At 64.2% G+C, this 22,218-nt stretch carries 14 protein-coding genes and 6 pseudogenes; 14 read left to right on the plus strand and 6 right to left on the minus strand.

The window, feature by feature from the left end:
* Window positions 1–16: 16 nt before the first annotated feature.
* From mepK to HK436_RS22125, 3 genes and pseudogenes are all read right to left on the minus strand, one after another.
* Complete coding sequence (gene mepK, locus HK436_RS22120) at window positions 17–1,807, minus strand: peptidoglycan L,D-endopeptidase MepK (RefSeq protein ID WP_173193736.1); 1,791 nt, start codon at window positions 1,805–1,807, stop codon at window positions 17–19.
* 240 nt (window positions 1,808–2,047) lie between these two features.
* Window positions 2,048–2,269: pseudogene (locus tag HK436_RS33685) on the minus strand (helix-turn-helix domain-containing protein); the annotation flags it as partial.
* On the minus strand, window positions 2,251–3,576 hold the full coding sequence (locus tag HK436_RS22125) for a sigma-54-dependent transcriptional regulator (RefSeq protein WP_376769187.1): 1,326 nt from the start codon (window positions 3,574–3,576) through the stop codon (window positions 2,251–2,253). The gene HK436_RS22125 and the pseudogene HK436_RS33685, both read right to left, overlap by 19 nt.
* Window positions 3,577–3,719: 143 nt before the next feature.
* Here HK436_RS22125 and HK436_RS22130 point away from each other — a divergent pair, with 143 nt between their 5' ends.
* The 10 genes and pseudogenes from HK436_RS22130 to HK436_RS22175 all read left to right on the plus strand — a co-directional run bounded on the left by HK436_RS22130 (window position 3,720) and on the right by HK436_RS22175 (window position 14,329).
* Window positions 3,720–5,561 (plus strand): M3 family oligoendopeptidase, encoded by a 1,842-nt coding sequence (locus HK436_RS22130; protein WP_173193235.1) that lies wholly within the window; start codon window positions 3,720–3,722, stop codon window positions 5,559–5,561.
* 30 nt (window positions 5,562–5,591) lie between these two features.
* Window positions 5,592–6,749, plus strand: a complete 1,158-nt coding sequence (locus HK436_RS22135; protein ID WP_173193236.1) for an aminodeoxychorismate synthase component I — start codon at window positions 5,592–5,594, stop codon at window positions 6,747–6,749.
* Window positions 6,750–6,757: 8 nt separating this feature from the next.
* Window positions 6,758–7,270: pseudogene (locus HK436_RS33690) on the plus strand (aminotransferase class IV); the annotation flags it as partial.
* A gap of 96 nt (window positions 7,271–7,366) precedes the next feature.
* On the plus strand, window positions 7,367–8,260 hold the full coding sequence (locus HK436_RS33695; RefSeq protein WP_173193738.1) for a heme-dependent oxidative N-demethylase family protein: 894 nt from the start codon (window positions 7,367–7,369) through the stop codon (window positions 8,258–8,260).
* Between the two features lie 68 nt (window positions 8,261–8,328).
* Window positions 8,329–9,779: pseudogene (locus HK436_RS22150) on the plus strand (homospermidine synthase).
* Between the two features lie 94 nt (window positions 9,780–9,873).
* The gene (gene omp10 / locus HK436_RS22155) at window positions 9,874–10,272 is read left to right on the plus strand and encodes an outer membrane lipoprotein Omp10 (RefSeq protein WP_173193238.1); all 399 of its coding nucleotides are present in this window, start codon (window positions 9,874–9,876) and stop codon (window positions 10,270–10,272) included.
* 132 nt (window positions 10,273–10,404) lie between these two features.
* Window positions 10,405–11,657: pseudogene (locus tag HK436_RS22160) on the plus strand (phenylacetate--CoA ligase family protein).
* An 82-nt stretch (window positions 11,658–11,739) separates the two neighbouring features.
* Entirely contained in the window at window positions 11,740–12,801 is a 1,062-nt protein-coding gene (gene hemH / locus HK436_RS22165; RefSeq protein ID WP_173193240.1) for a ferrochelatase, read from the plus strand.
* Between the two features lie 89 nt (window positions 12,802–12,890).
* Entirely contained in the window at window positions 12,891–13,847 is a 957-nt protein-coding gene (locus HK436_RS22170; RefSeq protein ID WP_173193242.1) for an SPFH domain-containing protein, read from the plus strand.
* Between the two features lie 20 nt (window positions 13,848–13,867).
* Window positions 13,868–14,329, plus strand: coding sequence for an NfeD family protein (locus HK436_RS22175; RefSeq protein ID WP_173193244.1), 462 nt, complete (start codon window positions 13,868–13,870; stop codon window positions 14,327–14,329).
* On the opposite strand, the gene HK436_RS22180 is transcribed toward HK436_RS22175, so the two are convergent.
* Window positions 14,326–15,324: a KpsF/GutQ family sugar-phosphate isomerase gene (locus tag HK436_RS22180; RefSeq protein ID WP_173193246.1), complete on the minus strand. Its 999-nt coding sequence runs from the start codon at window positions 15,322–15,324 to the stop codon at window positions 14,326–14,328. The genes HK436_RS22175 and HK436_RS22180 overlap by 4 nt on opposite strands.
* Before the next feature lie 148 nt (window positions 15,325–15,472).
* Between HK436_RS22180 and HK436_RS31635 the strand changes: the two genes are divergently transcribed.
* Window positions 15,473–16,057: a hypothetical protein gene (locus HK436_RS31635; protein ID WP_244649342.1), complete on the plus strand. Its 585-nt coding sequence runs from the start codon at window positions 15,473–15,475 to the stop codon at window positions 16,055–16,057.
* Window positions 16,058–16,092: 35 nt separating this feature from the next.
* Complete coding sequence (locus HK436_RS22185; protein ID WP_244649328.1) at window positions 16,093–17,172, plus strand: outer membrane beta-barrel protein; 1,080 nt, start codon at window positions 16,093–16,095, stop codon at window positions 17,170–17,172.
* 5 nt (window positions 17,173–17,177) lie between these two features.
* On the opposite strand, the gene galU is transcribed toward HK436_RS22185, so the two are convergent.
* Window positions 17,178–18,059: a UTP--glucose-1-phosphate uridylyltransferase GalU gene (galU, locus tag HK436_RS22190; RefSeq protein ID WP_173193250.1), complete on the minus strand. Its 882-nt coding sequence runs from the start codon at window positions 18,057–18,059 to the stop codon at window positions 17,178–17,180.
* Window positions 18,060–18,264: 205 nt separating this feature from the next.
* Between galU and HK436_RS22195 the strand changes: the two are divergent.
* Window positions 18,265–19,493, plus strand: a pseudogene (locus HK436_RS22195) (lytic murein transglycosylase).
* 11 nt (window positions 19,494–19,504) lie between these two features.
* On the plus strand, window positions 19,505–20,755 hold the full coding sequence (locus tag HK436_RS22200) for an SGNH/GDSL hydrolase family protein (protein ID WP_173193252.1): 1,251 nt from the start codon (window positions 19,505–19,507) through the stop codon (window positions 20,753–20,755).
* 3 nt (window positions 20,756–20,758) lie between these two features.
* Here HK436_RS22200 and HK436_RS22205 read toward each other — a convergent pair.
* Window positions 20,759–22,215 (minus strand): annotated as a pseudogene (locus HK436_RS22205) (glutamate synthase subunit beta).
* Window positions 22,216–22,218: the final 3 nt, after the last annotated feature.

Raw genomic sequence — 22,218 nt, forward strand, 5'->3', positions numbered from 1 at the left:
TTAAGCCTCGCAGGCTTCAGTTCGTGGCGAACTTGGCAGCAGGCAGGAATGTTACGGCCTTGCCGGTGAAACGATTGACGTCCTCACGCGGCGTGTCGCGCTGGAAGCCGGTCGTGTAGACCATCTGCGGCGCGCTCCAGACCGTATCGTAAGCCTTGTCGGGTCTCTTCGTGCCACCGGCGGTCGCCACGGTCACGTCGCGGCGGAAAGCCCAGCGCGTCAACTCGTGCTCGACCGGTACGGCAACCGACTTGCGCCCGGGCCGCGCATCGTTGGCACGGGGCTTGCCAGACTTTTCGGTGGTACGCACGCCGGACTCCAGCGCCGAGGTGGCATCGGTTCCAGCCTCGCGGCCGATCACCGCAACGCGCGGCGATGCGGAAAGCGATGCAAGCCGTTCATCCTTGCGTGGCGTCGACGTGAGCGCGACCGGCAGCTCGGCAGGGCGCCCAGCCTCCTCCTTTACACTCGGCAGCGACGCCAGCACGAAGACATCTCCGCGGTCCGCAGTCGGGCTGGTGAGGGCAGCGACTTGTTTTCCATCCAGCGAAGTGTCCGATTGCGTTGGACGCAGGTGTGGAACCGGAGGATTGATGACCACGTCAGCACGCGCTTCGGCTGCCGTCATCGCCAGCATTTCCGTGATCGCAGTCGTTCCGCTGCCACGTGGCTGCGGCGCTGCGATAGCCGAAACAGGGAGATCCGGCGCGGGCACTTCGGCTGCCGCAAGCTGCACGGCGGGCTCAGGCGCATAATCCGGCCGCCGCGTTGGCACTGGCATGTTGAGCGCTGCAACCTCGACTGCGGGGGCCTCGGCCAGCGCAGGCGCCGCGGGCTGTTCCGGCAGGCCGGGGATCAGCGGAGCGGCAGCCGGCGCGCCTACGTCCACGATCGGACGGGGAGCGGCCCCCGGTACAGGCACGCTGCGGGCCGGAAGCGCCGCAATGATCGTCTCCGGAGTTTCCGCAACCGGCGCGGGCTGTGCCGCAGGACGCGAAGGTGCAGCGGCAGCCACAGCCGCCGACGGTGTCGGAGCGGAAGCTTCCGCCTGGCCGCGATTGCCGTTGCCGAACAGCGCGCTCAGCAGTCCGCCACCGGAACCGCCACTACGCTCGGAACCGGCATCGGCGCTGGCGATCTGAACCGTTGCGCCGGAAGCGCGGCGCGACTTGTAAGCGGCCATGGCCTGCTGATAGCCGGGCAGCGGCTTCCCATCGCTGGGCAGATGAATTGTCTTGCCATCGGGGAAAAGCGCGACAAGCTCGCTCCGGCTCATGCGCGGCCACGAACGGACATTGCCGACATCCAGGTGAACGAAGGGCGAGCCGGACTTGGGATAGTAGCCGACGCCGCCGCCCTCGACTTTGAAAGCGGCTGCCCGCAGCTTGGAAAGCGGAACGCCCGGGATATAGAAGTCCATCGCCTTGCCAAGCATGTGCTGGCTTTTCTCGGCCACGCCGGACGAGCGGCTGCGCAGCATCGAGTTGGTAGCGGGCGAACGGTACGCGGACACGACATGGATGTAGTCGCGCGCGCCGACCGAACGATAGACCGACCACACGAGATCGAGCAGCTTAGGATCCATCTTGGCCGGCTCGTTGCGGCGCCAGTCGCGCAGGAAACGATTGATCTCGTTGAGACCGCGCTGGTCGTAGCGACCGTTGCGCATATAAGTGATCTCTGCGCGTTCCTTGGTGTGGATGAAGTACAGCTTCAGGCTGCGCGTCTGCGCATTGGCCGGTGCTGCTGCGGAGAGGAAAACAATCGCTGCGAGCGCAAGGCAGCCCAGCCATCCTAGCCGGGACATACCCTCCAACCGCCGCACGATGTCAGTTCGGTTCAGAATGCTCAAAACGCGTCGCCTTATCGGCTATTGATTGGTCCCCGAAACAAAAGCCGGGGCGATTCCGCCCAACTATCGCTTCTAATGGTTAATCCCCGCTTATTAAAGCAGGAATGCGCAAAGACCATGGCGACATCGTGGCGTTTCTCCACAATAGATCGCATGGTAAACCGATCAATAACAATGGCTTCTTGCGTGTGGCTGTCAGGAGGCCATCCTGTCGGAGCGCCCCTCCTCAGGTTCGATGCCCATTTCCTTGAGCTTGCGATAGAGCGTCGACCTGCCGATGCCCAGTCGCCGCGCGACTTCGCTCATCTGGCCCTTGTAGTGCTCGATGGCCAACCGGATCATCTCATTCTCGACATCGGCCAGCGGCCGCACGTTACCCCGTTCGTCAAGCGCCCGCATCAGTCCGAAGCGTGGCTCCGAGGGCTTCGCAGATGGCATGGCCGAATCTGCTGGCACCACGCGCTGGGCCTCGCTCCTTTCACCGATCTCGGGAATACCCCCGGCGCTGCGGTATCCAGCACGGACTCGTCTATGCCTTCCACCTGCGCCTTGATCTGCGGAAACTCGTCAGCCGTGAGCACATTGCCTTCGGCAAGCACGACAGCCCGGAAGATCGCATTCTCGAGCTGCCTGATGTTACCCGGCCAGTCATAGGCCTTCAGCATGGCAAGCGCACCGGACGAGATTCCGTGGATCTTGTCGCGCGCTTCTGCCGGACCGACGCGCGAAATGAAGTGCTGCACCAGCATCGGGATGTCCTCGCGCCGGTCGCGAAGCGGCGGCACGTGGATCGGAAAGACGTTGAGTCGGTAGAACAGATCCTCGCGGAACTCGCCGTCCTTCACTCGCTGCAGAAGGTCGCGGTGGGTCGCCGATATCAGCCTGATGTCGACCTTGACGGTAGAGCGCGCGCCCACCGGATCGACCTCGCCCTCCTGCACGGCGCGCAAAAGCTTGACCTGCACGTCGAGCGGCAGATCGCCGATCTCGTCGAGGAACAGCGTGCCGCCATTGGCTTCTACGAACTTGCCGGTGTGCTTTTCCGTAGCGCCCGTGAACGACCCCTTTTCGTGGCCGAACAGGATGCTTTCCACAAGATTGTCGGGGATCGCGCCGCAGTTGACGGTGACGAAAGGTTTGCCCTTGCGATCGGACGATCCCTGGATGGCGCGGGCGACCAGTTCCTTGCCGACGCCGGACTCTCCCTCGATCAGGATCGGAATATTGGAGGATGCAGCCTTGCGCGCCAGACCGATGACCCGCTCCATGGTCGGGCTGCCAGTGACGAGGTCCTTGAAGGTCAGTGCCCCGGCCGCCCCCTTGCGCGCCCGCTTGGCCTCCCCTTCGAAGGCTTCCACCTTCACCGCATTGGCGAGCGCGACCTGCAGCCGCTCGGGCGAGGCCGGCTTGACGACGAAATCGAACGCACCGGCCCGCATCGCCGACACCGCGGTGTCGATGCTGCCCTTTGCGGTCTGCACGATCACCGGGACGTAGATTTCCCGCTCGCGCATCCGTTTCAGCACTTCAAGCCCGTCCACGCCCGGCATGACGAGGTCAAGGATCACAACGGCGATGTCGCGGCCACGCGGACCGTCCATCGCCGCGAGCGCGGCTTCGCCGCCGTCGGCGACAAGCGTTTCATAACCGAACTTGCTGACCGCGGCTTCGACAATGCGGCGCTGGACCGGATCGTCATCGACAATGAGTACTGGGCGTGCCATGGAACTTTCTTGAGATCTCGCTAGGCTGGACCGATGTGAGTTGGATCAACATGGCACAGCCGTCTAAACACGGCCTCAAGAAACCCGGTGAACGGTTGCTTGCCATCTTCCCTAAAAACGAATGAATCATGCGAGCGAGTTTTATGTCGTCTCTGGATAACCGCGCCAACGCCCCTGCCACCGGCTCCAAGGAAAGCGCTTCCGTGCGCGAAAGACTGCCGGAATGGAACCTGGCGGACCTCTATACCGCCATGGATGCGCCCGAGTTCAAGCGCGATCTCACGCAGGTCGCGGCCGATGCCGATGCCTTCGAGAAGCGCTGGAAAGGCAAGCTCGCCGAGGAAGCCGGCAAGGGTGCTGGCGGCGGGCTCGGCGCTGCCGTGCGCGAATACGAAGCCCTTGAGGATCTGATGGGACGCATCGGCTCCTATGCCGGATTGCTCTATGCGGGCGACACCTCGGATCCGGCGCGCGCCAAGCTTTACGGCGACGTGCAGGAGAAGCTGACGGACGCCAGCGCGCACATGCTGTTCTTCACACTGGAGCTCAACCTTGTCGATGACGCGCTGATCGAGGCCGCGCTGGATGCCGACCCGGTACTCGGCCACTACCGGCCCTGGGTGCTCGACCTGCGCAAGGACAAGCCGTTCCAGCTCGAAGACCGCATCGAGCAGCTATTCCATGAAAAGTCGATCACGGGCCGAGGCGCCTGGAACCGCCTGTTCGACGAGACGATGACCGCGCTGCGCTTCGACGTCGACGGCGAAAAGCTGGCGCTGGAACCGACGCTGAACAGGCTGCAGGACCCGGACGGCAAGGTGAGGCAGAAAGCCTCGGAAGCGCTCGCCGCGACCTTCCGCGAGAATCTGCGAACTTTCACGCTCATCACCAACACGCTTGCTAAGGACAAGGAAATTTCGGATCGCTGGCGCGGCTTCGAGGACATCGCGGATTCGCGCCACCTCGCCAATCGCGTCGAGCGCGAGGTGGTCGACGCGCTGGCAGCCGCTGTGAGGGAAGCCTATCCGCGCCTGTCGCACCGCTATTATGCCATGAAGGCGAAGTGGCTCGGCATGGACCAGATGAACCACTGGGACCGTAACGCGCCGCTTCCCGAAACCCCGCAGGCGGAGATCGGCTGGGCGGAAGCGAAGAACACGGTCCTGTCAGCCTATGGCCACTTTGACCCGAGAATGGCCGAGATCGCCGGCCAGTTCTTCGACAAGAACTGGATCGACGCGCCGGTTCGCCCGGGCAAGTCGCCAGGCGCTTTCGCGCACCCGACGGTGCCTTCCGCGCACCCCTATGTGCTTCTCAACTACATGGGCAAGCCGCGCGACGTGATGACGCTGGCGCACGAGCTGGGCCACGGCGTTCACCAGGTGCTCGCCGCACGCCAGGGCGCGCTGATGGCCTCGACCCCGCTGACGCTCGCGGAGACGGCATCCGTCTTCGGCGAGATGCTGACCTTCCGCTCGCTGCTCGACCGCACCAGGGACCGGCGCGAGCGCAAGGCGATGCTCGCCCAGAAGGTCGAGGACATGATCAACACGGTCGTGCGCCAGATCGCCTTCTACGAGTTCGAGCGCAAGCTTCACACCGAGCGCCGCAATGGCGAGCTGACCTCGGACCAGATCGGCGAGCTGTGGCTGCAGGTTCAGACCGAGAGCCTCGGGCCGGCGATCCGGCTGCGAGAAGGATACGAAACCTTCTGGGCCTATATCCCGCACTTCATCCACTCGCCGTTCTATGTATACGCCTACGCTTTCGGCGACTGCCTCGTGAACTCGCTCTACGCCGTTTACCAGAACGCCGAGAGCGGCTTCCAGGAGAAGTATTTCGAGATGCTCAAGGCCGGCGGCACCAAGCACCATTCCGAGCTGCTGGCGCCCTTCGGCCTCGATGCGTCCGACCCGGCCTTCTGGGGCAAGGGCCTGTCGGTGATCGAGGCGCTGATCGACGAACTCGAGGCCATGGACGCCTGACGCGGCGAGCGGCAGGCGCGGCGCGCGACGATGCATCCGCGACGAGGACTGGCTTACTTCCGGAACGACCTGGAAGGCCACGAGACATTGTTTGTCGAGCCGCGCGATCTGATCGTCGCGTGGGACGCCGAGGAATTCCTGTCGGCGCTCGATCGCATCGAGGAAGCGCAGCGGGCGGGTCGGTGGCTCGCCGGATACATGTCCTACGAAGCAGGCTATCTGCTCGACCCGGCGCTGCGCGATTTCCTGCCCCCGGACCGCCAGTCGCCTCTCCTGTGCTTCGGCGTTTTTGACGGCCCCGCAGACCCGGCATCGCTCGAAAGCGGCGCGGCCAGCGACGAGTCCCCGCCGTTCATCGCCGAACCGCGCGCCACATGGACGGCGGCGCAATACCATCAGCGCTTCGACAGGCTGCACCGGCACCTGCGCGAAGGCGATTGCTATCAGGCGAACCTCACCTTTCCGGTCGAGGCGCGCTGGGGCGGCGAGCCGTTCGCCCTCTTCCATTCGCTGATGGAGCGGCAGCCGGTGCGCTACGGCGCTTTCATCGATCTCGATGGTCCCGTGGTGCTGTCACGCTCGCCCGAACTTTTCTTCGAGGTTTCCGACGATCGCTGGATCGACGCACTACCAATGAAGGGAACCGCGCCGCGCGGGCAAACACCCGAGGAAGACGACGCGCAGCGGACATTCCTGCGCAACGATCCGAAGAACCAGGCGGAAAACCGCATGATCGTCGACCTGCTGCGCAACGACATCTCGCGCATCTGCGAGGTGGGCACGCTGGACGTCCCCGAACTCTTCAGCGTCGAAACCTATCCGACCGTGCACCAGATGGTCAGCCGCGTTCGCGCGCGCCTGCTGGAAGGCATCGGCTTTCACGACATGCTGGGCGCGCTGTTTCCCTGCGGTTCGATCACCGGCGCGCCCAAGATCAGCGCGATGAAGATCCTGCGCGCATTGGAAGACACGCCGCTCGACGTCTATTGCGGGGCAATCGGCTGGATTGCGCCGACCGGCCGGATGCGCTTCAGCGTCGCCATCCGCACGATTTCGCTGTTTCCCGAAGGCCGCGCCGTGTTCAATGTCGGCGGCGGCGTCGTATTCGATTCCACCGCCGAGGGAGAATATGCCGAATGTCTGCTGAAAGGCCGCTTCGCCACGGGCGAGAAGCCGGCTTCCATTTGATCGAGACCATGCGGCTGGAGGCCGATGGCACGGTCCCCCGGCTGGACCTCCACCTCGCCCGGTTGAGCGCTTCGGCCGCCGCCTTGGGCTTTGCCTGCGACGCCGGAAAGATTGCCGCGCAACTCGAAAATATCGAGGCTGCAGACCACCCGCTACGGGTTCGCCTCACGTCGCGGGAGGACGGTTTCAGCGATGTCGAGACCACACCCTTCGTCGCCGCCGATGGCGGCAAGTTGTGGACGCTCCGACTTGCAGCCGAACGGCTGAATTCGGCCGATCCTCTGCTGCGCCATAAGACATCGCACCGTGCCGTCTACGACAGGGCACGAGCCGAATTCTCACGCGCCGAGGCTGACGAGGTCCTGCTCCTGAATGAAAAGGGAGAGCTCTGCGAGGGCACGATCACCACTCTGTTCGCCAGGATCGATGACGGCCCGCTGGTCACGCCGCCGCTCAAATGCGGCCTGCTGGCCGGTGTCCTGCGGGCTGAGTTGATCACGCGAGGGCTTGCGCGGGAGCACGTGTTGACGCCAGAAGATGCTTTCGCCGCCCGGGAATTGTTCGTCGGCAATTCACTGGGGGCTTGTTCCGGCGCGTCTGGACGCGAAAATGCGGGCATGACTTTTGCCCACACTCCATATGATGGCTCCTCGCAACCCTTCACGATCGGCCTGAAGCCCCTCGATCCTGCCGCATGGCTCGACGTCGATGCGCACTACGGGCCATATCTTGCGGAGAAACGGCGTCTCTTCTCCGAGCGGCCGGACGACGTATTCGCGGCGGAGGCTGATACGCGCGAGGCTCAGCAGGAGGTTGCCGAGCTAGTCGCGGCACACATGGACGCGCATTTTCCGCAGCTCGGGCTTCCTGCACTCGACCCCGCCGACCCGCCCCTCAAAGCCGCCTCGCTCATGGTGCAGGAAGATCTGGTGCTGATGCGCAAGGGCGAGGATGGCTGGCGGCTCGCGGCAGCATCGCTCTGTTTTCCCTCGTCGTGGTCGCTCGCGGAGAAATTCGGACGGCCACTGGCCGACATCCATGAGCCGGTGCCGCGTTTCGGCCGCGACACCCGCAACGCGGAACTGATCGAACGCATGTTCGATAAGCTGCAAGGTCAGGTCGTGCTGCGCTGGAACTGGTCGCTGCAGAACAATCCGGCGCTCTACCACCCGCTATCGAACGCCGAGCGCGAAGTGCGGGCAAGCGATAGTCCGACGCGCTTCAGCGAACTGGACCCTGCCGCCAGCGCCTTCATACGCGTCGAACGTCAGACGCTCCGCAAGCTTCCCCGGTCGGGTGACATCCTGTTTACGATCCGCATCTTTCTCGACCCGATGAAGCGATTGAGCGAACATCCAGACAGAAAACGCCTCGCCGGCTCCTTTGCCGATCAACTGGCAGGTCTTGACCCGGAACAGCTTGAATACAAGGGGCTCAGCGCCGAGCGGGACCGGCTGGCAGCGGCGCTGCGGGCCATTGCGGAGCGCGAAGCGGGAACGCATGCAACGTAGCCGTGTTGATTGTGTCATGGTTCCGTGATTAAGGCCGAACCATCGCTTTCAGTCTGGAGTTCCCCGCAATGGCAGATGCCGCCCCGCCTATCTACGGTGAAATCACCGGCCCGATCGTCATCATCGGATTTGGTTCGATCGGTCAGGGCACGCTGCCCTGATCGAACGGCACTTCCGCTACGATCCTTCGCGGCTGGTGGTCGTGGAGCCGCGGGAAAGTGCCGCCGACGCAAAGATCATGGCGCAGTACGGCGCAAGTCATGTCGCCGCACATGTCACGCAGGACAACTACCGGGAATTGCTCACCCCACTGCTGACGGCCGGAGAAGGTCAGGGCTTCTGCGTGAACCTGTCCGTCGATACCGGGTCGCTCGACCTCGTGCGGCTCTGCCGGGAACTGGGTGTCCTCTATATCGACACGGTGGTGGAGCCGTGGCTCGGCTTCTACTTCGACCGTGACGCCGACAACGCCTCGCGCACCAACTATGCGTTGCGCGAAACGATGCGGGCGGAGAAGCGCAATTCGCCCGGCGGCACCACGGCGATCTCATGCTGCGGCGCCAATCCCGGCATGGTCTCATGGTTCGTCAAGCAGGCACTGCTCAATCTCGCCAAAGACCTGGGTCTCGATTTCCAGGAGCCACCCACCGGCGACCGCGAAGGCTGGGCGCGCCTTATGCACTCGGCTGGCGTCAAGGGCGTGCACATCGCTGAACGTGATACCCAGCGCGCGAAGGACCCCAAGCCCTTGAACGCGTTCTGGAATACCTGGTCGGTCGAGGGCTTCATCGCCGAAGGTCTGCAGCCGGCCGAACTGGGCTGGGGCACGCACGAGAAGTGGATGCCCGCGAACGCGAAGCAGCACGTGGACGGCAGCGCCGCTGCGATCTATCTGGAGCAGCCGGGCGCCAACACGCGCGTGCGCAGCTGGTGCCCCACACCCGGCCCGCAATACGGCTTCCTGGTCACCCACAACGAGGCGATTTCCATCGCCGACTATTTCACGGTGCGTGGTGAGGACGGCGTGCCCGTCTTCCGCCCCACCTGTCACTACGCCTACCATCCCTGCAACGACGCGGTGCTGTCGCTGCATGAGATGTTCGGCGCCGAGGGCAAGGCCCAGCCGGTGCAGCATGTCCTCGACGAGTTCGAGCTGGTGGACGGTGTCGACGAGCTGGGCGTGCTGCTCTACGGCCATGACCGCAATGCCTACTGGTATGGCTCGCAGCTTTCGCTCGACGACGCGCGGCAACTGGCGCCCTACCAGAATGCGACCGGACTTCAGGTTTCCTCGGCGGTGCTCGCGGGCATGGTCTGGGCGCTGGAAAATCCGGAGGCGGGCATCGTCGAGACCGACGAGATCGACTATCGGCGCTGCCTTGAGGTTCAGATTCCCTATCTTGGGCCTGTTAAAGGCTATTACACGGACTGGACTCCCCTCGACGGAAGGCCCGGTCTCTTCCCCGAAGACATCGATACGACCGACCCCTGGCAATTCCGCAACATTCTTGTTCGTTAAGCGTTGTGCGGACGGCGCGACAGCGCGCCAACCTTGCTTTCGCCTGCAAAAACGGCGATTGAGAATCCAGTCGTACCGAAAAAGGACAGTCGGCATGATGAATGCGGTCAAATTTCGCGCAGTTGCAGCGGTGGCAACTGTGGTCGCTCTGGCAGGTTGCCAGAGCATGGGTGAGCCGCAGAGGCGCGACCGTCCCGTCGGCCCTTCGGCAATGCAGACCGGCTTCGAGGGCGAATGGGTCAGCACCGACGGCGTGGCAATGTCGCGCTTCACTGCCGGCAGGTTCGAAACGCTTGCAACCGACACCGGTAACAAGCTCGCCGAAGGCAATTATTCGCAGATCGACGCGTCGACGGTGTCGATCTCGGTAACGTCGCTCATCAGGCAGACGACGACCCAGGTCAATTGCGCAATGGTTAGCCAGACGCAGCTCAACTGCACCGGCTCGACCGGCCAGCAGTTTTCGCTGATACGCCGCGGCGCAGCCGCCTGAGGCACACGCCTCACCTGACAGCACGACTTTCCATGGGAAGGGCGGATGCATCGCATCCGTCCACCTTGCGCGTATGGCGATCCCCCTGCGATAAGGCATCTGAAAAGGATGCCGGAGGCTGAGGGAGGAACGATGGCCGCCTATTTCGATGATCGCGAGCAGCGAAGCCCGGACGAACGCGAGAAAGACCTTTTCGCACGCTTGCCGGAATTTCTGGCTGCCTCGATACGCGATGTTCCCGGCCTTGCACGGTGGCTCGAAGGGATCGATCCTGCGACGCTGACCTCCCGTTCCGCCCTCGCCTCGCTGCCGGTGCTGCGCAAGGCCGAGCTGATGGAGAAGCAGGCGCGGAACCCGCCATTCGGCGATTTCGTCAATCCGGCTCATCTGCAGGGCAGCCGGGTTTTCATGTCGCCGGGCCCCATCTGGGAGCCGCAGGGATTGGAGAAGGATTCCGGTCACTCGGCGCGGGCCATGTTTGCCGTCGGCATTCGGCCGGGCGACGTCATGCACAACGCGTTTTCGTATCACATGACCCCCGGCGGCTTCATCATCGACGAAGGTGCGCGGGCGCTGGGCTGCACGGTCTTCGCGGCCGGCACCGGCAACACCGATATGCAGGTCGAGGCCGCCGCGGCGCTGAAGCCAGGCGTCTATGGCGGCACGCCGGATTTCCTCAAGGTGATGCTCGACCGCGCGGCCGAGACCGGCAAGGACATCTCCTCGTTCCGGCTCGGCCTCGTTTCGGGGGCGCACTTTTCCCGTCCCTGCGCCAGGAATACCTTTCGCGCGGAATCCGGGTTTATCAATGCTATGCCACCGCCGAATTCGGCGTGATCGCCTATGAGACAGCGGCCGAGGACGGCGCGCCCAACCCCGGCATGATCGTCAACGAGGACCTTATCGTGGAGATCGTCCGCCCCGGAACCGGCGACCCGGTGCCGGAGGGCGAAGTTGGCGAGCTGGTGGTGACCAGCCTCAACCCCGCCTATCCGCTGGTGCGGCTCGGCACCGGAGACCTCTCGGCAATAATGCCCGGCCATTCGCCCTGCGGACGTACGGGACAGCGCCTCAAGGGCTGGATGGGCCGCGCCGACCAGCGCACCAAGGTGAAGGGCATGTTCGTGGACCCGAAGCAGATCGCCGAGGTGGTGGCCCGGCATCGCGAGGTTGCGCGGGCACGGCTGGTGGTGATACGCGACGGAGCGCGCGATGCGATGACGCTGCATGTCGAGGCTACACCGGGCACATCTCCAGACGCATCCGCCATCGAGACGTCGCTGCGCGAGATCACCAAGCTCGGCGGCGCGGTGCATCTGGCCGACCCAGGTTCGCTTCCCAACGACGGCAAGGTGATCGCCGACGAGCGGGACTACGCGAACTGACGCCGGCAAGGTGCGTCAAGCGGGCATATTGCAATGCATCACGTAATGCCTAGCTTCCGGCCACCTGCAAGGAGTGACTGAAATGGGCGTCGGCGCAACTGCACCGGGTAACGCAAAGGCGACGGTATCGCTGCCGGAAGGACATCCGCCGGTGAGGACGGGACGCATCGGCGTCCTGCTGACCAATCTCGGCACACCGGACGGCACCGACTACTGGTCGATGTGGAGATACCTGCGCGAGTTCCTGTCCGATACACGCGTCATCGAACTGAACAAGGCGATCTGGTATCCGATCCTCTACGGCGCGGTGCTCACCACGAGGCCGCAGAAGGCGGGCGCGAATTACGAGAAGATCTGGAACCGCGACAAGGACGAATCGCCCCTGCGCACCATCACCCGCGGTCAGGCGGAACGCCTTGCAGAAGCCTTGGCCGACGAGCCTCGCATAACCGTCGAATGGGGCATGCGCTATGGGAGCCCGTCGATCGCGAGCGCGGTCGAGCGCCTGACCGCGCAAGGCTGCGACAGGATCGTGATGTTCCCGCTCTACCCGCAGTTCTCGGCGACGACGACCGCGACGGCGAATGACCAGCTCTACCGGGCGCTGATGAAGATCAGGCACATGCCGACCGTGCGCTCCGTGCCGCCCTACTACGACGATCCCGCCTATATCGAAGCGCTCGCGCAGTCGATCCAGACACACCTTGCCGGGCTCGATTTCGAACCCGAGGTCGTGCTTGCGTCGTACCACGGCATCCCGAAGGCCTATTTCGAGAAGGGCGATCCGTATCACTGCCACTGCCAGAAAACCACGCGACTCCTGCGCGAGCGGCTGGGCTGGGACGACAAGCGGCTGCGGACGACCTTTCAGTCGCTGTTCGGCAAGGCGGAATGGCTGAAACCATACACCGACAAAACGGTCGAGGCCCTTGCGAAAGAGGGCGTGAAGTCCATCGCCATCATCAATCCGGGCTTTTCGGCCGATTGTATCGAGACGCTGGAGGAGATCGACGGCGAGGTGCGCGAGGTCTTCATGCATGCCGGCGGCCAGAACTTCTCCCACATACCCTGCCTCAACGACAGCGACGCCGGCATGGCCATGCTGGAAACGCTCGTCAGGCGGGAGCTGGCGGGCTGGCTCTGACATTGTAACGGTGCGCAAACGGCCTTAAGTCTGTTCGGCGACATTCTGCGGCGCGTAGCGTCGGCGCGGGCAACACGATGGAGGGCTTGATGCCGTTTTCTGGGTTCGACATTCTCATTCCGGTTCTTGTCGTCCTCGTCCTGTTCCTCATCTTTGCGGGGATCAAGACGGTGCCGCAGGGCTACAACTATACGGTCGAGCGCTTCGGCCGCTACACCAAGACTCTGTCGCCCGGCCTCAACATCATCGTGCCGTTCATCGATCGCGTCGGTGCGAAGATGAACATGATGGAACAGGTGCTCGATGTGCCAACGCAGGAAGTCATCACCCGCGACAACGCCATCGTCGCCGTGGATGGCGTTGCGTTTTACCAAGTCCTGAGCGCCGCGCAGGCGGCCTATCAGGTCTCCGGTCTGGAGAACGCCATCCTCAACCTGACCATGACCAATATCCGCTCGGTGATGGGTTCCATGGACCTCGACGAGCTGCTGTCGAACCGCGACGCGATCAACGACAGGCTGCTTAGGATCGTCGACGAGGCCGCCCAGCCCTGGGGCATCAAGATGACCCGCGTGGAGATTAAGGACATCAACCCGCCCGCCAACCTGGTCGAATCGATGGCCCGCCAGATGATGGCGGAACGCAACAAGCGCGCCCAGATTCTCGAGGCAGAGGGCCTGAAGCAGGCGCAGGTGCTTGAGGCCGAAGGCCGCCGCGAAGCCGCCTTCCGCGACGCCGAGGCCCGCGAGCGCGCGGCTGAGGCAGAGGCCCGTGCGACGCAGGTCGTTTCCGAAGCCATCGCCAAGGGCGACGTACAGGCGATCAACTACTTCGTGGCCCAGAAATACACCGAGGCAATGGCCAAGATCGGCTCCGCCACCAACAGCAAGGTCGTGTTGATGCCTCTCGAGGCGTCGTCGCTGATCGGCTCCCTGGGCGGCATCGGTGCGATCGCGAAGGAAGTATTCGGCGAGGACGGTCAGCCGACCCGACCGCGCCACTCCACCGCCCGCACGCCGAGCGTCACGCCCGACCAGCCGGCCTGACGTCTGCGAAAGGTCCGCCCATGATCATGCAATGGTTGACCGACCTCGGCCCCTGGAACTGGATGGTGCTGGGCGCCGTGCTGCTGACACTCGAGATCGTTGCGCCCGGCGCCTATCTCCTGTGGCTGGGCATCGCCGCGATCCTGACCGGTACGCTTTCCCTGCAGCTATGGGACGCACCGATCTGGGTCTGGCAGGTGCAGGTGCTCGTGTTCCTCGGCCTGTCTATCGCTTCGGTGCTCGTCGGCCGGCGCTTTTTCTCGAGCAGGAACCAGGACGACACCGATCAGCCGCTGCTCAACCAGCGTGAGCGCCAGCTTGTCGGGCGCACGGCGACGCTCGAGGAAGCGATCACCAACGGATACGGCCGAGTGCGGCTGGGCGACACGCTGTGGCGCGTCGCGGGCCCCGACCTGCCGGTCGGCACCCGCGTGCGGGTGGTCTCCGCCGAAAACGGCGAATTGAGGGTAGAGCAGGCCTAGGCCGCGCCGATCCGCAACAGATCGTGCATGTGAACCAGCCCGACAGGCTTGCGATCCTCCACGACGATCACCGAGGTGATCGAGGACGCGTTGACCAGTTGCAGCACCGCGCCCGCCAGAGCATCCGCCTCCACGCACCGGGGCTGGCGGGTCATGATGTCGTCCACCGTCATCGCCATCATGTCCGTGTCGATGTGGCGCCGCAGGTCGCCGTCGGTGACGATCCCTTCGAGCGCGCCGTCGGCGCCCACCACCGCAACGCAGCCGAAGCCTTTGCGCGAGATTTCAAGCACCGCATCGCGCACGCTCGTTCCGCTTGCGACGACTGGAAGCTCCTCACCGCGATGCATGATCTCGCCCACCTGAACCAGGCTCGCGCCCAGCTTGCCGCCGGGATGGAACGTACGGAAGTGATCCGGCGTGAACCCCCTCGCCTCCAGCAGCGCCACCGCAAGCGCATCGCCGAGCACGAGTTGCATGACGGTCGAGGTGGTGGGGGCGAGACCGTGCGGGCAGGCTTCCGCGACCTTCGGCAAGGCGAGCACGACGCTTGCCTGTCGCGCCAGTGCTGAATCGAGCCCTGCGGTGATTGCGATCAGCGGGATCGCGAAGCGGCTCGCATAGGCGACGATGCCTTTCAGCTCCGACGTTTCGCCGGACCATGACATGGCGATGATCGCGTCGTCCGGCGCGATCATGCCGAGGTCGCCGTGATTGGCTTCGGCTGGATGGACGAAAAAGGCCGGCGTGCCGGTCGAAGCAAGCGTTGCCGCGATCTTCGAGCCTATATGGCCGCTCTTGCCGACGCCGGTGACAATGACGCGACCGGTGATGCTGCCGATCAATTCGACCGCCGTGGCGAAAGGTTCGCCGAGGCCGTTTTCCAGCGAGGCGGCAAGCGCGTCCAGCCCGTTCATCTCGGTGCGCAGGGTGCGCAGCGCCGAGGCGATCGCCAACGCCCTGTCGACCGGTGCGGTAATGGCTTTTCTCTGCATGGCAAGCGCTTAGCGCTTCCGCCGCGCCGTGTCCATCGGCAGTGCCGTCGCGGACCCCGTTCCCCTCCGAAATCAATCATCCGTTAACCAACGCTGTTTACGGTTCGGTAAACCTCGGCGCGCTCCGCGCCGCACCGATCGGGCGACGATGGCACCACTTCCGCCGCATCATAGAAGGACGCCGCGCAGCTTTGGCGCGCTCACGCTGGCAGCAGCCGGCGCGGTCCTTGTTTGCGGCGAGGCTTCGGCGCAGATGGAACCCGGCCTGCGCGGGCCGGTGCTCGAGCGCAGCATTACCGACGATCTGATCGACGGGCAGGCGCGCCGCGACGAGCAGTCCCTGCTCGGTTCCCCGACAGCGCTCGATACGGACATGCTGGACGCCCCGCCCTATACGCCGAGCAGCGCCGGCGCGCTGGCAGACGAAGAAGAAGCCGTGTCCGATGCGGCGGCCGCCCAGCCAAGGCAAGGTGCGCTGATCGACAATGCACTCGACGATCCGGCATCCGCGGTGGAACCGGTCGGCCGCGCTCAGACGGCGGCAACCCTCAATCAACAGAGGGCTGCAGCCGTCGATGCCGACGAGGCCGATCTCGTCACCGGGACGGTGCGAACGCCGCGGCCGGCGCGCTCGACGACGTCGACACGGGGCGAGCCGCTGCCGACAGCACCCGCGCTACCGCCATCGAAGGCCTCACGCGAACGCCTGACGAAAACCCCTACGCTCCGCTAGGTCTGCGGCTCGGCACCTTCATTGTCACGCCAACCCTGGAACAGGGCATCGGCTGGACATCGAATGCCAATCTGAGCCCCGATGGAGAAGGCTCGACCTTTTCCGAGACGGCCCTGCGCCTCAACGCCATCTCGGACTGGTCCCGCCACAGCGCGACGATCGACGCCGACGTCTCGTATCGCAAATCACTGTCCGGACAGGAGATTTCCGAGGTCGAGGGCGGCGTCGCAGGTCAGTTGCGGCTTGATCTCGCCGACCAGTGGAGCGCGTTTGTCGGCGGCGGTTATCGCGTGCGGCCGGAATCGGCTTCATCGCCGGAGACGATCGAGGACGCCGTCTCGCGACCGACACGGCACACCTTCACCGGCAATGCGGGCGTCGAACGGGATCTCGGCCCGCTTCGCCTGCAGCTGGCCGGTGACGTTATCCGGGAAACCTACGGAGACGCCGAGCTATCGGGCGGAGGAACGCTGCCGCAGGACGACCGCGACACGACGCTGGCGCTGGTGCGGATGCGCGCCGGCTATGAACTATCGCCGGCGCTGCGGCCCTTCGTGGAAGCTGAGATCGGACGGCGCTCCTATGACGAGGAATTTGACCGCAATGGCTACCAGCGCTCGGCCGACCGCTACGGCGTACGCGCCGGCGTGGAAGTCGACATTCAGGAGAAGCTGCGCGGCGAGATTTCGGCTGGATGGGTGAGCGAAAACCCGGAAGACGAGCGGCTGCCGACGATGTCCGGGCTGTCGCTCGCAGCCAATCTCGCCTGGTCGCCGGTGCGCGGAACGACGGTGGCGCTCGACGCCTCGACCGAAGTCGAGGGTTCGACAATCGCCGGCAAGACAGGTTCGCTATACCACTCCGCCAGCCTCTCGGTGAGCCGCGAATTGCGGCAAAACCTGACCGGCAGCGTTCTCGCCGGCATCGGCTGGCGCGACTATTTCGGCCATGACGAAAGCGATCTCGTGCTGCGCGGCGAAGCAAGCCTGACCTGGTGGCTGAACCGATATGCCGGCATCACCGGCCGTGCCAGCCACGAGATCCAGCGTGGAACGCTACCCGACCGCGACTATGACGAGACGCGGGTCTATCTCGGCATGACGTTCCAGCGCTGAGTTTTTCAGCCGCCCTGCTTGCTGCGCAGGCGCTCCACCACGTCGACCACCACGTCGCGCAAATTGCCCTGCTGAAACGCAAAGGCGATGTTTGCCTCCACGAAGCCTTCTGGCGAGCCGCAATCGTAGGTCTCGCCCTGATAGTGGTAGCCGAACAGCTTCTGCTGCTCGCCCAGTTTCTTCATAGCGTCGGTAAGCTGGATCTCGCCGCCGGCACCGCGCTCCTGGTGTTCGAGAATGTCGAAGATTTCCGGCTGCAGGATATAGCGGCCGTTAATGTAAAAGTTTGACGGCGCGGTGCCCTTAGCGGGCTTCTCGACCATTTCCGTGATCTCGAAACCGGTATGCGCTTCGGCACCTTTGCCGACGATGCCGTATTTATGCGCCTCTTCCGGGTCGCACTCCTGCACGGCGATGATGTTGTCCCCGGTGTGTCCGTAAAGCTCGACCATGCCTTTCAGGCAGCTCGTTTCCGATTGCATGATCATGTCGGGCAGCAACAGTGCGAACGGCTCGTTGCCGACGAGGTCACGAGCGCACCAGACAGCGTGGCCGAGCCCCATCGGCACCTGCTGACGGGTGTAGCTGGTCTGCCCCGGCTTGGGCTGGAGGGCTCGCAGCTTTTCGAGCTGGTCCAGCTTCCCTCTCTGCTCGAGCGTGTCGTAAAGCTCGAACTGGATATCGAAGTGATCCTCGATCACGGTCTTGTTACGACCGGTGACGAAGATGAAATGCTCAATGCCCGCCTCGCGCGCCTCATCGACCACGTATTGGATAACCGGGCGATCGACGACAGTCAGCATCTCCTTTGGCACCGCCTTGGTAGCGGGCAGGAAACGGGTCCCCAGTCCGGCTACGGGAAACACGGCTTTTCTTACTTCTCTCATCTGCGCTCTGTTCCGTTGTTGGGGCGGCGACACTTTCCGCCGCGACACTTTCATGCCGAGATTGAAGTTTATTGAATCGATTGTGCTGCGGGGAGTGTCACGCCTGTCGCTGTAGGCCTTCAAAAATGCCTATGGTAAACTTTTTCCTAACCCGAATGGTCGATGAATGGTTCCCTGAATGCAACATGCAATTGGAGACATGCAGATGGCCAAGAAGACGGCAGGGCGTTTCTCGTCATTCCTCAGGGCTACTGGCGTAGCGATCGCGCTTGCGGCAGCCGCGCAGGCAACGCCGGCCTTTGCCGACGCCCAGTTCCAGCGCTGGGTCGGCCAGTTCCGTGCGACGGCAACCAGCAACGGCGTTTCCGGCGCAATCTTCGACCGGGCCTTCGCCGGCGTGACGTCACCCGACCCCGAGGTGCTCGAGCTCGCGCGCAATCAGCCGGAATTCAACGCGCCTGTCTGGCAGTATTTCGACAACCAGATCACCGACGAATCCATCGGCAACGGCCGCCGGATGGCCCAGCAGCATCGCCGCACGCTCGATGCCGTGGAGCAGCGCTTCGGCGTTGACCGCAACATCGTGCTGGCAATCTGGTCGATCGAGTCGCGCTACGGCGAGGCGCTGAACAACCCGCGCATCGTGCGCAACATCGTAAGGTCGCTCTCCACTCTCGCCTACGCCGACAGCAGACGCCAGAAATTCGCGCGCTCCCAGTTGATTGCCGCACTCAAGATTCTGCAGAACGGCGATGTGGACGTTAGCCACCTCACCGGGTCCTGGGCAGGCGCGATGGGGCACACCCAGTTCATTCCGACCAGCTACCAGACATGGGCCGTGGATATGGACGGTAACGGCAAGCGCGACATCTGGGGCTCTGTTCCCGATGCGCTAGGCTCGGCCGCAAACCTGCTGCGCCAGAACGGCTGGCGCCCAGGCCATGCATGGGGTTACGAAGTTGTGCTGCCGCAGGGACGCAAATTCCCGCGGGCAGGATGACACTCGCCCAGTGGCAGGCGATCGGCGTCGTCCGCGCCAATGGCCAGGCTTATCCCCGTGCAAACGACCAGGCGGAGTTGAAGGTGCTTGAGGGGCGCGATGGCCCGGCCTTCCTCGTGCTTCACAACTTCAACATGCTGAAACGCTACAATAGCTCGGACCGCTATGCGCTCGCCGTCGGCCTGCTTGCCGACCAGATCGCAGGCCACGGCAAGCTTTCGCGCGACTGGAACCGGCCCTTCACCCGCCTCAGCTTCAACGAGACGCAGGAGCTGCAGAAGCGTCTTTCGGCACATGGCTATTATGATGGCGAGATCGATGGCAGGATCGGCCCCGCCTCGCGCGAAGCGATCAAGGCCTTGCAGGGCCGCATGGGCATGTCGCCCGACGGTCATCCGAGCAAGGAACTGCTGACGCGGCTGCGCGGTCAATAACCGGAGTATCGATGCGCGTACCCCCTCTCACCCTTGGTCATGCGCTTCGCCTCCTGTGCGTTGCATTGACGCTGACGCTGCTGGCGCCCGTCGGCGGTGGTATTCTCTTAAGCGCTGCGCATGCGCAGGAGGCCGGCGAGCGGCAATCAGGGGGCGGGATATTGCGGTTCCTGTTCTCGCGCCGCGACCGGGAGCCTCAGCGCCGCGATAGGGTGATCGCACCGCCGCCGGAGACCCAGCGCCGGGCGGCACCTGCGGTCCGGCGCAGCCAGCCGGCGGCGCCCGCAGCGCCCGTGGTTCCAGCGATTGAGAAGGCGGAAGATGCAAGCCGGGTTCTGGTTGTCGGCGACTTCCTGGCCGGCGGACTGGCCGACGGTCTCGACGCTGCCTACGAACAGAATGCCGACGTGGTGATCGTCAATCGCACCAACGGTTCCTCGGGTCTGGTCCGCGACGACTACTACGATTGGCCCGGCAATATCGGCACGTTGATCGACGAGGAAAAACCCGACACCGTCGTCGTCATGATCGGCTCCAATGACCGCCAGCAGATGCGCGTAGAAGGAAACCGCGAGCCCCCGCGCTCGGACGCATGGCTCAAGGAATATGAGCGCCGCGTGACCGCGCTTATCAAGACGGTCAGGGACAGGGACCTGCCACTGATATGGGTGGGTAACCTGCCCTTCCGTCCAGGCGCGATGTCATCGGACATGCTGGCATTCAACGACATCTACCGGCGCCTCGTGACAGATGCGGGTGGCGAATATGTCGATGTCTGGGACGGTTTCGTCGACGAAAGCGGCGCGTTCGCAACCAACGGCCCCGACATGAACGGCCAGCCGGCCCAGCTTCGCTCCAGCGATGGGATCAACGTGACCCGCGACGGGCGCCGCAAGATCGCCTTCTATGCCGAAAAGCCGCTCAACCGCCTGTTCGAGACAGGCTCGGCAACACCGGGAACGCCCGGGCTCGATGGCGACGGCTTGCTCGGCGGGCCCACTCCCGACGGCTCCACACCGGCGGTCATCGACCGCACCGCGCCCATGGCGCTGGACGATCTGGGATCCGACAGCGGCGGACAATTGCTCGGCGCATCCTTCGCGCGCCCCAGCGGCGAAGCGCGAACGCCTGCTGAGCAGCTTTCCCGCAAGGGACTGGCTCCTGCCCCCACCCCCGGGCGCGCAGACGATTTCGAGATAAGACGACCCGGCCCCGCCTCAGCCGGGCCCGACCGTCAAAGCACCACGGCGATAACGCCGTAGTCGCTAACGCGGCAGAACAGTCTCACCCATGAGGAACTTGTCGATGGCATGCGCGGCCTGGCGGCCCTCGCGGATTGCCCAGACGACCAGTGACTGACCACGACGCACGTCGCCGGCTGCAAACAGCCTATCGACGCTGGTGCGATAGTCGCGATCGTTGGCGACCACATTGGTCGAGCGCCGCGCATCCACATTCAGCGTCATCTGGCCGTCCAGCTCCTTCGTCACGCCACCGGAGATGGGGCCCGCGAAACCGATGGCGATGAAGGCGAGATCGGCGCGAATGACGAACTCGGTGCCAGCGACCGGCTTGCGCTTCTCGTCCACCTCGCAGCACTTGACGCCGGTCAGTACGCCGTCCTCGTCGCCAATGAACTCCAGCGTCGCGACCTGGAATTCGCGCTGGGCGCCCTCCGCCTGCGATGAGGAGGTCCGCATCTTGGTCGCCCAGTAGGGCCAGACGGTGAGCTTGTCTTCCTTCTCCGGCGGCTGTGGGCGAATGTCGAGCTGCGTCACACGTACCGCGCCCTGGCGGAAGGCGGTGCCGACACAGTCGGAGGCCGTATCACCACCGCCGACGACGACCACATGCTTGCCACCGGCGACGATCGGCTCGGAGGCCCATGCGACCGACTGGATGTCCTCGCCCCCACGCGCCGGTTCTGCTGAACCAGATAAGGCATGGCGTCGTGAACGCCGATGAACTCCGCACCGGGAATACCCGCCGGGCGCGGCGTCTCGGAGCCGCCGCAATAGAGCACGGCATCGTGCTCGGCCAGCAGTTCGGAGACCTTCTTGTCGACACCGACATTGACGCCGCAGTGGAAGGTAACGCCCTCGCCTTCCATCTGCTTCACACGCGCATCGACATAGTGCTTCTCGATCTTGAAGTCGGGGATGCCGTAGCGCATCAGCCCGCCCGGCTTCGACTCGCGCTCGAAGACATGAACCTCGTGGCCGACGCGGCCGAGCTGCTGCGCGGCAGCCATGCCCGCCGGTCCCGAACCGATGATCGCGATCTTCTTGCCGGTCTGGCTTGCAGCGGGCATCGGGCGGATGTGGCCCTGCTCGTACGCCTTGTCGGCGATCGCCTGCTCCACGGTCTTGATCGCGACAGGGATGTCCTCGAGGTTGAGCGTGCAGGCCTCCTCGCACGGTGCCGGGCAGATGCGTCCGGTCCATTCCGGGAAGTTGTTGGTCGAATGCAGGTTGCGGATCGCACCGTCCCAGTCGCCGTTGTAGACGAGGTCGTTCCAGTCCGGGATCTGGTTGTGAACCGGGCAGCCCGTCGGCCCATGGCAGAACGGAATGCCGCAATCCATGCATCGGGCGGCCTGTTTCTCGACTTCCTGATCCGACATCGGCAGGGTGAATTCCCTGAAATGCCTGATACGGTCGGAGGCCGGCTGGTACTTGTGCACCTGCCGGTCGATCTCGAGAAATCCTGTTACCTTGCCCATTCT

Origin of the sequence: Neoaquamicrobium sediminum (genome assembly GCF_013240295.1) — a bacterium.
Lineage (GTDB): Bacteria > Pseudomonadota > Alphaproteobacteria > Rhizobiales > Rhizobiaceae > Aerobium > Aerobium sediminum.

Coding starts and splice junctions, on each gene's coding strand:
- mepK (WP_173193736.1), bottom strand. CDS start 1,807: ATGTCCCGGCTAGGATGGCTGGGCTGCCTTGCGCTCGCAGCGATTGTT.
- HK436_RS22125 (WP_376769187.1), bottom strand. CDS start 3,576: ATGGCACGCCCAGTACTCATTGTCGATGACGATCCGGTCCAGCGCCGC.
- HK436_RS22130 (WP_173193235.1), top strand. CDS start 3,720: ATGTCGTCTCTGGATAACCGCGCCAACGCCCCTGCCACCGGCTCCAAG.
- HK436_RS22135 (WP_173193236.1), top strand. CDS start 5,592: ATGCATCCGCGACGAGGACTGGCTTACTTCCGGAACGACCTGGAAGGC.
- HK436_RS33695 (WP_173193738.1), top strand. CDS start 7,367: ATGACTTTTGCCCACACTCCATATGATGGCTCCTCGCAACCCTTCACG.
- omp10 (WP_173193238.1), top strand. CDS start 9,874: ATGATGAATGCGGTCAAATTTCGCGCAGTTGCAGCGGTGGCAACTGTG.
- hemH (WP_173193240.1), top strand. CDS start 11,740: ATGGGCGTCGGCGCAACTGCACCGGGTAACGCAAAGGCGACGGTATCG.
- HK436_RS22170 (WP_173193242.1), top strand. CDS start 12,891: ATGCCGTTTTCTGGGTTCGACATTCTCATTCCGGTTCTTGTCGTCCTC.
- HK436_RS22175 (WP_173193244.1), top strand. CDS start 13,868: ATGATCATGCAATGGTTGACCGACCTCGGCCCCTGGAACTGGATGGTG.
- HK436_RS22180 (WP_173193246.1), bottom strand. CDS start 15,324: ATGCAGAGAAAAGCCATTACCGCACCGGTCGACAGGGCGTTGGCGATC.
- HK436_RS31635 (WP_244649342.1), top strand. CDS start 15,473: ATGGCACCACTTCCGCCGCATCATAGAAGGACGCCGCGCAGCTTTGGC.
- galU (WP_173193250.1), bottom strand. CDS start 18,059: ATGAGAGAAGTAAGAAAAGCCGTGTTTCCCGTAGCCGGACTGGGGACC.
- HK436_RS22200 (WP_173193252.1), top strand. CDS start 19,505: ATGCGCGTACCCCCTCTCACCCTTGGTCATGCGCTTCGCCTCCTGTGC.